Source organism: Paraburkholderia sp. SARCC-3016 (genome assembly GCF_031119615.1).
Lineage (GTDB): Bacteria > Pseudomonadota > Gammaproteobacteria > Burkholderiales > Burkholderiaceae > Paraburkholderia.
In genome coordinates this window covers 1-968 of the sequence record NZ_JAVHZD010000100.1, presented here as the reverse complement: position 1 = coordinate 968, position 968 = coordinate 1, and the positions used below count along the sequence as shown (strand labels likewise).

At 63.1% G+C, this 968-nt stretch carries 2 pseudogenes; both read right to left on the bottom strand.

The features are described from left to right. Positions 1–542 (bottom strand): annotated as a pseudogene (gene istB / locus QYH69_RS35880) (IS21-like element ISBcen28 family helper ATPase IstB); the annotation flags it as partial. Further along, positions 539–968, bottom strand: a pseudogene (locus tag QYH69_RS35875) (IS21 family transposase); the annotation flags it as partial. The pseudogenes QYH69_RS35875 and istB, both read right to left, overlap by 4 nt.

Genomic DNA, 968 nt, shown 5'->3' with positions numbered 1-968 from the left:
ACATAACTGCGTGCTGCACATAAGTCGACGATGAGCAGGCTGTTGCGCACGAGGAAGCGCACGCGTTGCGCCAGATTGCCTTCGCGCTCGGCCTTGGCCATCGAGTTGACGATCTCGGCCAGCGAGCCGAAGTAGACGCTCTTGCCCGCGCGCACTGCTTCGACGCCCAATGCAATGGACAGGTGTGATTTGCCCGTTCCAGGCGGCCCGAGGAAGTGCACGGTCTGTCGTCGCTCGATGAACTCGAGCTGTGCGAGCGTCATGATGCGATCGCGATCGAGACTGGGCTGGAAGCTGAAGTCGTAACCGCCGAGTGTCTTGATCGTGCCGAGTCGCGCGGTCTGTAACGCCATGCGGATGCGCCGCGTTTCACGTGTGGTGAATTCTTCGCCCAGCAGGGTTTCGAGCACCTCCAGCATCGAACTGTCGCCCTGTTCGAAGCGGTTCAGTGTGGCATCCAGTGCTTCGAGCGCGCGCGGCATGCGCAGGCCGACGAGATAACGGCGGATGCGCTCCAGTGTCGAGGCAGGTACGCCGCTCATGCGGACCTCCCTGCATCGGCCAGGCGTCTGGCCACCTGGTCATAGAACGACAGCGGCCGGCGTGCCACGGAGGACGTCAGCGGCGGCGCGCTATGTTCAGTCACTTGCCTGCGTTGGCTGGAGCGTCGATGACCGGGCAACAACGACGTTCGTCGCCGTCCTTCCAGCACGGGATGAACAGCCAGCAGTTCGCCATCCTCATAGATACGGATCTCGTGAGCCAGACTGTGAACGTCGAGTGTGCGCCTGCGCGTACGATCGGGCACGCTGTAATAGTTGCCGCCGACGGAGACCAGACCTTCATGGCTCACGCGTCTCTCAAGCCGGATCACGCCATTGAACACGCCGGCGGGCAGCGTCTGCAACGCGGGACGTTCCTCGCCGAAGTGCTGCGCGACAACGCGATGCGTGGTGCCGTGCACACGG